Source organism: Phyllobacterium sp. TAF24 (genome assembly GCF_052113785.1).
Classification (GTDB): domain Bacteria; phylum Pseudomonadota; class Alphaproteobacteria; order Rhizobiales; family Rhizobiaceae; genus Phyllobacterium.
This window is the reverse complement of sequence record NZ_JBFRDN010000028.1, coordinates 63,151-71,807: the sequence shown is the minus strand read 5'-3', so window position 1 is coordinate 71,807 and position 8,657 is coordinate 63,151. Positions and strand designations below refer to the sequence as shown.

10 protein-coding genes and 1 pseudogene are annotated in these 8,657 nt (G+C 54.4%); 4 read left to right on the top strand and 7 right to left on the bottom strand.

The features are described from left to right. Nucleotides 1-378: 378 nt before the first annotated feature. Complete coding sequence (locus AB4Y96_RS20725) at nucleotides 379-1,506, top strand: DegT/DnrJ/EryC1/StrS family aminotransferase (RefSeq protein WP_441919565.1); 1,128 nt, start codon at nucleotides 379-381, stop codon at nucleotides 1,504-1,506. Between the two features lie 213 nt (nucleotides 1,507-1,719). Here the strand turns inward: AB4Y96_RS20725 and mnmA are convergent, their stop codons facing one another. Continuing rightward, nucleotides 1,720-2,910, bottom strand: a complete 1,191-nt coding sequence (gene mnmA, locus AB4Y96_RS20720; RefSeq protein ID WP_441919559.1) for a tRNA 2-thiouridine(34) synthase MnmA — start codon at nucleotides 2,908-2,910, stop codon at nucleotides 1,720-1,722. A 304-nt stretch (nucleotides 2,911-3,214) separates the two neighbouring features. Here mnmA and sciP point away from each other — a divergent pair, with 304 nt between their 5' ends. Then, complete coding sequence (gene sciP, locus AB4Y96_RS20715; RefSeq protein ID WP_091878079.1) at nucleotides 3,215-3,490, top strand: CtrA inhibitor SciP; 276 nt, start codon at nucleotides 3,215-3,217, stop codon at nucleotides 3,488-3,490. Nucleotides 3,491-3,554: 64 nt separating this feature from the next. On the opposite strand, the gene AB4Y96_RS20710 is transcribed toward sciP, so the two are convergent. After that, complete coding sequence (locus AB4Y96_RS20710) at nucleotides 3,555-4,025, bottom strand: paraquat-inducible protein A (RefSeq protein WP_441919556.1); 471 nt, start codon at nucleotides 4,023-4,025, stop codon at nucleotides 3,555-3,557. An 80-nt stretch (nucleotides 4,026-4,105) separates the two neighbouring features. Between AB4Y96_RS20710 and AB4Y96_RS20705 the strand changes: the two genes are divergently transcribed. Next, nucleotides 4,106-4,402, top strand: a complete 297-nt coding sequence (locus tag AB4Y96_RS20705; RefSeq protein ID WP_091878077.1) for a GNAT family N-acetyltransferase — start codon at nucleotides 4,106-4,108, stop codon at nucleotides 4,400-4,402. A gap of 24 nt (nucleotides 4,403-4,426) precedes the next feature. Here AB4Y96_RS20705 and AB4Y96_RS20700 read toward each other — a convergent pair whose 3' ends face one another. Next, on the bottom strand, nucleotides 4,427-4,813 hold the full coding sequence (locus AB4Y96_RS20700; protein ID WP_091878076.1) for a flagellar export protein FliJ: 387 nt from the start codon (nucleotides 4,811-4,813) through the stop codon (nucleotides 4,427-4,429). A gap of 470 nt (nucleotides 4,814-5,283) precedes the next feature. Here AB4Y96_RS20700 and ctrA point away from each other — a divergent pair, with 470 nt between their 5' ends. After that, a complete protein-coding gene (gene ctrA, locus AB4Y96_RS20695; protein ID WP_091878075.1) occupies nucleotides 5,284-5,985 on the top strand; it encodes a response regulator transcription factor CtrA in 702 nt (233 codons plus the stop codon). 80 nt (nucleotides 5,986-6,065) lie between these two features. On the opposite strand, the gene AB4Y96_RS20690 is transcribed toward ctrA, so the two are convergent. The 4 genes and pseudogenes from AB4Y96_RS20690 to AB4Y96_RS20675 all read right to left on the bottom strand — a co-directional run. After that, nucleotides 6,066-6,644: a tyrosine phosphatase family protein gene (locus AB4Y96_RS20690; protein WP_441919553.1), complete on the bottom strand. Its 579-nt coding sequence runs from the start codon at nucleotides 6,642-6,644 to the stop codon at nucleotides 6,066-6,068. Between the two features lie 146 nt (nucleotides 6,645-6,790). Then, a complete protein-coding gene (locus tag AB4Y96_RS20685) occupies nucleotides 6,791-7,153 on the bottom strand; it encodes a VOC family protein (RefSeq protein ID WP_441919552.1) in 363 nt (120 codons plus the stop codon). 15 nt (nucleotides 7,154-7,168) lie between these two features. Then, nucleotides 7,169-8,386: an aminotransferase-like domain-containing protein gene (locus tag AB4Y96_RS20680; RefSeq protein WP_441919564.1), complete on the bottom strand. Its 1,218-nt coding sequence runs from the start codon at nucleotides 8,384-8,386 to the stop codon at nucleotides 7,169-7,171. Nucleotides 8,387-8,395: 9 nt separating this feature from the next. Continuing rightward, nucleotides 8,396-8,584: pseudogene (locus AB4Y96_RS20675) on the bottom strand (winged helix-turn-helix domain-containing protein); the annotation flags it as partial. Between the last annotated feature and the right edge of the window lie 73 nt (nucleotides 8,585-8,657).

The following is an 8,657-nucleotide window of genomic DNA, read 5'->3' as shown; positions in this document are numbered from 1 at the left end:
GTGTCATGATGAGGTTCCCTGGCTTGTCATACGGGGTCGGTGCCCCTTGCAACTGTTCGGGTGTCATCGAATGACAGGGCCTTGCTCACCATCGGACTGCAATGTCCGCTTGTCGAAACGGCATCCTGTCAATCGGTCCACGTGCCGGGAAAGGGTACGTGGACCTCTTCACATTATACCATCTCTAACAGACAAGCTTGTCGAACCACGAACCACGTCCAAAAAGCAACGCATCATTGCTCTCAACGTAAAGCGTTGTTACAAGACCGGACAAACTTTGAACGACAACGTCTGGCAGACCTCCCACGGCCCCACTAAAGAGTTGTCTTGACCGTTTTCCGCGACGGATTCGCGGAGACATTTTATATTGGAGCAATGATGCAGTTCATCGATCTCGGCGCACAGCGTGAACGGATTAGCGACAAGCTTGATGCGGCAATCGCCAAAGTGGTGCGTGAAGGCAAATATATCCTTGGACCTGAGGTTGCCGAGTTTGAAAAGCGCCTTGGCGAATATCTTGGCGTTGAGCATGTGGTCGCCTGCGCCAATGGCACGGATGCATTGCAGATTCCATTGATGGCGCGCGGCATCGGCCCCGGCGATGCGGTCTTCTGCCCAAGCTTCACTTTTGCCGCCACGGCGGAAGTTGTAGCGCTTGTTGGTGCCGAGCCTGTATTCATCGATGTGGATGCTGATACGTACAATATCAATGTCGAGCAGCTTGAAGCCGCCATCAAGGCCGTGCTTGCCGAAGGCCGTCTGCAGCCGAAGGCCATCATTCCTGTTGATCTGTTCGGTCTTGCCGCCAACTATACGTCAGTCTCGGCGATTGCTGACAAATACGGTCTGTTTGTAATTGAAGATGCGGCGCAGTCTGTCGGTGGCAAGCGCGACAATGCCATGTGCGGCGCATTCGGCCATGTCGGCGCGACCAGCTTCTACCCGGCCAAGCCTTTGGGCTGCTATGGTGATGGCGGTGCCATGTTCACCAATGATGGGGCACTGGCTGATTTGCTGCGTTCCATCCTGTTCCACGGCAAGGGCGAGACGCAGTATGACAATGTGCGTGTCGGCATGAATTCGCGCCTTGATACAATCCAGGCGGCGATCCTCATCGAAAAGCTGGTCATTCTCGAAGACGAGATGGAAGCGCGGCAGGTTGTTGCCAAGCGCTATGCCAATGGCTTGAAGGATGTCGTCAAGGTTGCGTATATGCCTGAGGGTTCGCGCTCTGCCTGGGCGCAGTATGCGATCGAGACTGCCAACCGTGATGCGCTGAAGGCCCATTTGCAGGCCAATGGCATTCCGTCGGTCATTTATTATGTGAAGCCGCTGCATCTGCAGGAGGCCTATGCGCATTACATGCAAGCGCCGGGTGGTCTGGCCGTGTCTGAAACCCTGCCGAAGAATATCCTGTGCCTGCCAATGCATGCTTATCTGAGTGAAGCGGATCAGGACCGGATTATCGGGACTATTCGTGAGTTCCAGCAGAAAAACGCTGCATAAGCGTTTTTAAGCTCGATGGGATTGGTGCGTGGGGTTGGGGTTCGTGGTTCGACAAGCTCACCATGAGGGAGAGGGGTGATGTAGGGGGGGCAAGTTCTGCAACCTTAGTGATCCGCAACGCTTGCGATTAGCGTTGCATCCACCCAAGCCCCTCATGGTGAGCTTGTCGAACCACGAACCACCAAATTGCAGCGTAAATAAAATAGCTAGAGGTCAGGCGACAGCCTGACCCTGTTGCGCCAGGCGCTTGAGCATGGCTTCTGCCTGCGGGGCGCGTTCCGAGCGGCCGATGAAGCCGCCGCCGTAAACGCGGGCGGTGTTGCTGTCATCAGAATAAAGCACACAGGCCTGACCGGGCGCGATACCGCTTTCACCATCAATCAGTTCCACCCATGTCTCGCCATCGCGGTGATGCAGAACCGCCGGGCGTGGCGGACGGGTCGAGCGGACCTTGGCATAAACCTCAACGCCGCCTTCGGGAATGCTGGCAAGCGCATCATCACCAAGCCAATTGACATTGCGCAGGAAAACTTTGCGGGTTTCCAGCGCTTCGCGCGGGCCGACAACAACACGCGCATTGGCGGCATCAAGATGCACCACATAGAGCGGATCGCCTGTGGCAACGCCGATACCGCGGCGCTGACCGATCGTATAATGAACGATGCCTTCATGGCGGCCAAGGACACGGCCATCGATATGGACGATATCACCGGGATTGGCAGCTTCAGGCTTCAGCTTCGAAATAATGTCTGAATATTTGCCCTGCGGCACAAAGCAGATGTCCTGACTGTCCTGCTTGTTGGCGACTGTCAGGCCAAGTTCCTCGGCAATGGCGCGGGTTTCCGGCTTGGTCAGGCCGCCGAGCGGGAAGCGCAGATAGTCGATCTGCTCCTGCGTGGTGGCAAACAGGAAATAGCTCTGATCCTTGTCCGAATCGACAGGGCGGTATAGGGAACGGTGCGCGCCATTGGCCTGACTGCGGATATAATGACCGGTGGCCAGCGCATCGGCGCCAAGATCGCGCGCGGTCTGCAACAGATCCGCAAATTTGACGGTCTGATTGCAGGATACACACGGAATCGGTGTTTCGCCGCTGACATAGCTGTTGGCAAAAGGATCGATCACGGCTTCGCGGAAACGCGCTTCATAATCCAGAACATAATGCGGAATGCCAAGACGCTCGGACACACGGCGTGCATCTTCAATGTCCTGACCGGCGCAACAGGAGCCGGCACGATGGGTCGATGCGCCGTGATCATAGAGCTGCAAGGTAACGCCAACGACATCATAACCCTGACGTTTGAGAATGCCCGCCACAACAGAAGAATCCACGCCGCCAGACATGGCGACGACGATACGGGTGTCTTCCGGCTTGCCCGGCAGATCGAGATTATTCAGTGTCATAAGCAGATCCGGTTCTTGCAGCGGCATAACGGCGCAGGGATATTCAAGGCCCCTATATAGGTCAATTGACTCGATCTTGCCAACAGGAAGTGGTGTGCGATGCATTTTTCTCACGCAAAGGTGAGGGACGTGTCGTGATGGCAATGGCGGATAGCAGCCTTGGAAGCCCGCAAAATCTGGGTTTTGAATAATCTTCAGGAATTTACAGAAGTTACCAGAGAATGACCGGAGGTTTAGGCAATTATTAAAGCCCTGCATGTAATGTCAGGTGCGATAGGTCTTGAAGTTTAGTGTAGAGAGTACAATGACCGATCTTGTTCGACCGAGAGTAAAATACGTAATCGGCCCGGATGGCAGCCCGCTGACCATCGCCGATCTTCCACCCGCAAACACGCGGCGTTGGGTTATTCGCCGCAAGGCTGAGGTGGTTGCCGCTGTTCGCGGTGGTCTTCTTAGTCTTGAGGAGGCTTGCCATCGCTATACTTTGACGGTGGAAGAGTTCCTGTCCTGGCAGTCCTCGATCTCTGATCATGGCCTGGCTGGATTAAGAACGACCCGGATACAGCAATATCGTCATTAGATGATGTCGCCTTTGAGTTAGGCTTAGGCTGGTCGTTGAGACCAGCCTTTTCCGTTTTTGGCCCTCACGATTGGGATTCCGCTTTTTCCTGCTGCACGATGAAATGCGTGGCGATGGCGGAAAGAATGGCTGAGGCCGCAAAAAACCAAAGGCCAGGTTGGGCGATTGCTGTCGCAAGCCCGCTGGTCTTGGCGGCAAAAATCACCAGTGCTACAAGCAAGACATCCAGCATCGACCATTTTGACAGGATGCCGATCCAGCGATGCAGAAGCCGCGCGGCGATTGGTTCGTGCGCGGCAGCCAATTGCGCGACCGCCAATTTGCCAATCGGAAGAATCACCGAAAAAAGCGCGACGATAACGGCCAGAAGCCAATCGCCGCCGGTCCATAAAGCCGCAATGAGTCCGACCAAAGACGGGTTTTCATCGAAAAAATAGAGCTTGCTGACATTCATCAGCGGCATGGTGAGACCCAATGCCAGCGAGAACGTTGCAATAAAAAGAAACAGGGGAATCAATAATCTCGTCACTGCCATGGTGTTCCGCTTGGCCTTAAAAGCTGATCTAACGGATCATGAATGACGGCAAGGCACTTTCGGCGTCAAGGAGAAGTTCAATGGCAAATGATATCACCATCACCAAAGAAGAAACGGCAAAAGGCGGGCGCTATGCGGCCGTCGTTTCGGGGCATGAGGCGGAAATGACGTTTTCGCGGGTAAATCCCGAGTTGATCATTGTCGATCATACGGGTGTGCCGGATGAACTGCGCGGCCAGGGCGTAGGGCAAGCACTGGCGCTGCATGCGGTGGAAGACGCAAGGGCAGGGGGATGGAAGATCATTCCGCTATGCCCGTTCATGCGCGCCCAATCCCTTCGTCATAAGGATTGGGCGGATGTGGTGCAGCAGAACTAAAGAGGCGGCTGCCTCTTTTTAAATTCAGCCGATCATGGCGCGTTTGTCGGCAACAGGCATTTCATCCATGTCGCGAACCTTGCCGTCGCGCTGTTCCAGCGCCTCGGCTTTTGCCAATTCCGCTTCTGATTCGGAGAGCGCTGCCTCGGCATCGTCTTTCTGAGTCTTCAAATCACGGATCGAATCAAAAAGATTGTCACGACGCTGGCGTGCAGCCTTGGCAAATGTCGGGTAGGCAAAATGCGACGTGTCGGTAATGCCCGCCTTTTTTTCCTCGGACATAATCTGCGCGTCCAATTCGGCAGCCATGCGTTCGAATTCACCCATCATGAGATCAAGCTGGCCGAGCTGACGGCGCTTTTCCTTGACCTGAAACAGTTTCAATCGAACCAAACCTTCATGCGACTTCATACTCTGTACCCCCACAAAGCCGGTACACAGACCCTCAAACAGGAGTCATCCGGCTGGCGTTTCACCCGAATCACTTCGGGAAAATGAAACAAAAACTTAAAGGTTGCCGCGTCTGGTAACCTTTCCTTTACGTTCAGCATTAATCATACGCCTTAAGACTTAAAGCTCGGTAAACCGATGTCAGTTGTGTCTGGCAAAAAATTTATTGAGTCGAATGAATCGCTTAGGCGCAGAACCTGAAGCTTTGGCTGATGGTTTTTGACCGGGTGACTCACCTTATGAATCAATGCGGTGTCCAAGATTTTTAACTTATGAGTCAAAGACACTTGCAAAGCGGAATTAGATTTTGTTAACCATTCGGTGGCAATCTTAACGTTATGGAAACGGCTTGTTTCGCGACCTGACTTCGGGATTGCCCTGATCGAGGTTTCTTGGGCAACCCATTTCAGCGGCGGGAAAAGGGGAATGATATGCGGGTTCTTTTAATCGAAGACGATAGTGCGACGGCCCAGAGCATCGAATTGATGCTCAAGTCGGAAAGCTTCAATGTTTATACGACGGATCTGGGCGAAGAGGGTGTCGATCTCGGCAAGCTCTACGACTATGATATCATCCTCCTCGACCTCAACCTGCCGGATATGTCCGGTTATGAAGTCCTGAGGACCCTGCGTCTTTCCAAGGTGAAGACGCCTATCCTCATCCTCTCCGGCATGGCCGGTATCGAAGATAAGGTGCGCGGCCTTGGTTTTGGCGCTGATGACTACATGACCAAGCCTTTCCATAAGGACGAACTGGTTGCGCGCATTCATGCAATCGTTCGCCGCTCGAAAGGCCATGCACAGTCGGTTATCACAACTGGCGACCTGATCGTGAACCTCGATGCCAAGACTGTTGAAGTCACCGGCCAGCGCGTTCACCTGACAGGCAAGGAATACCAGATGCTGGAGCTGCTTTCGCTCCGCAAGGGTACGACGCTTACCAAGGAAATGTTCCTCAACCACCTTTATGGCGGTATGGATGAGCCGGAACTCAAGATCATCGACGTTTTCATCTGCAAACTGCGCAAGAAGCTCGACAATGCATCAGGAGGTATCAATTATATCGAGACCGTCTGGGGCCGTGGCTATGTGCTGCGTGAGCCGGATGCGTCGGATATGCGCGAAATCGCCTGATCGATATTTCAGGTGCTCAAATCAAAAGGCTCCGTCATTGACGGAGCCTTTTGCATTCGGGCGGAAAAGTTTGATGCGGATCAGGCAGCCATTTCAATTTCGCGGCTGCGGCCAATACGGGCCATCCATTCAAGATAGTTCGGCTCGCGCTTGATCTGCCAGCTGTAGTGGCGACGCAATTCGTCAACCAGCTTGCCTTTCCGATCAAGAAGATCGTCGGCATACTTTATCATCAGGGAATTCGGCCATGCTTGCGGGCGTATCTCGCGCAGACGCTCGAACAGACGGGTTTCGGGCTCATCCGGATAGGTCTGGGCAAGCAGCGAGAGCATGGCGGCTGTCGAACGGGATATGCCCATATGGCAATGGATCAGCAGGTGCCCTTCAGCGCCTTCAACCTTTGATTCGGCAAGGCTTTTGCCGAACTTCAGGATTTCAGACACGTGCTCAGGCTCAGGCAATATCTTGCCTTCCTCCGCATTGATGATGTCGTGAAAATTCAGTGTCGTGCGGTGATGGGTGCCGTATGCCTGAAATGCTTCCAGTTCCGGCCAGTTCGGATCGAGAATCGAAAGAACGTGGGTGACGGTGCGGCTGCTTTGGGCAGGCAATTCGTCAATGCCGCAAATGGTCAGCGTCGAGATGGACAGAGGTTTCATGGGGAATCGATCATCCTGATGGGTTTGTGGGGCCAATCGCATTGTGCCAATCGCATTGTGAAAGCGTTCCGGGGCGATAGCAAAGGTTATCAGAGATTTTCCGACATATTTACGACGTTTGATCGTCAACGGCTGTTATCATTGGTTCATTTGAGCTGCATTAGTTCGATGCGGTTGCCGAAAGGGTCATTGACGAAGCGCCTGTCGTATTTCGCCAATGGCTGGTCTTCTGTGATGGCATAACCCGCCGCCTCCAGAGTGCGGACCAGCGCAAAGAGATCGTTGGTCAAAAGGGCCGGGTGGGCTTTCTTTGCGGGCGAAAAATTCTGCTCGACGCCAAGGTGGATGCGAACACCACCGATTTCGAACCAGCATCCGCCTCTACCGGCGAGCGCCGCAGGCTTGGCGACTTCGGGAATGCCGAGAAGGCCGTCATAGAACGCGCGGGCAGCCTGTTCTTCGCCCTCGGGCATAGCCAGCTGAATGTGATCAATTCCGGTTATTGCCATTGATGTCTCTCGTAATCAGCCGCTTTGTGGGCCGCTCTTTTGTTTTAATGTGGTCGCAATGATCCGCGCGCCCTCGCGCAATATGGACGGTGCAGCTGCGAATGTCAGCCTGAGATAAGAACCGGGGGGATCAGCTGGGAACCATACCTTACCCGGGCTGACCAGAACGCCTTGGCGTGCGAGGTCCGAGGCGATAGCGACGTCGGACACATGATCTTCCAGTTGCACCCATAAATGCATGCCGCCTTGGGGTGAGTTTATGCGTATATCATGCCCCAACTCACTGCGAAGCGCGGCCATCAGTGTATCGCGCCTCTCAGTCAGTGCATTGCGCGCATTGTTCAGATGTCGTTTCCAACCCGAAGATGTGACGATGTTCAATGCCGCCGCCTGTAATGGTCCTGAAACAAAAAAATCTTCTCCACCGCGTGTTGCCCGCAATCGTGCCAATGCCGCACCCCGCGCCATAATCGCCGCTATGCGTAGGCCGGGAGCAGCGGATTTTGCCAGAGAGCGGATGTAAATGACGTGGCCATCCGAATCTTGCGCGGCAAGCGGCGCTGGAGGTGGAGTTCCAAGATACAGGTCGCGTGCCCAGTCATCCTCGATCAGAAATGCTCTCGCATCGGAGATCACTCCGAGCACGTCGTTGCGGCGCTTTTGCGAAAGTAGCGTGCCGGACGGATTGGCAAAGGTCGGTTGGCAGTAAAACACGCGCGCGCCGGTTTCGCGCAATGTGGCCTCCAGCAAATCGGGCCGGACGCCATCTCCATCCGTCGGTACGGGCACGAGCGTTATGCCTGCAGCCCGTGCAGCCGAGATAACGCCAATATAGGTGGGCGCTTCGACAAGCAGGGTGCTGCCCGGTGCAAGCAATGCACGTAAGGTACTTGCTATGGCTGCTTGCCCACCGGGACAGATGATGACCTCATGCGGGGTAAATATATTTCCCTGACCTATTTCACGCGCGAACCAGCTTCTGAGCGGCTCCATGCCTTCCAATGGCAGGCGATCCCAAAGCGCAGGTTGTTTGGCGACCTGTTTCAAAGCGGTTGAAAGAAGCTCGGTCGCCTGCAGGTCAGGGGGCAGATAACCCATGCTTAGCGGCATGCTGCGGGGGGACGGCAACGCCAGCAGGTCCTGCATCGATTCGCTTGTGTCGCGTGCGGCACCGAGCGCTACTGCCTGCCAGGAAAGGTCCGGTGTCGCGACATTCAACGGACGTTGGCGCACGAACGTTCCCTGTCCTGGTCTTGGATCAATCAGACCCTCACCGGTTAATCGGGCAAAGGCATTTTGCACCGTGGCAGGGCTGACTCGGAATTTTTCTATCAACTCACGTACCGATGGCAATTGAGAGCCGGGCGCGGAAGATGCAATCAGATCACGTAAAGCTTGAGTAACGATATGAAGGCTGTTATCTCTTTTCATGAAAACATATGATAACGATACTCATCACAATACGGAAACGCTTTTTCTCCCGGAGATAGAAGCCAGTCCTGAA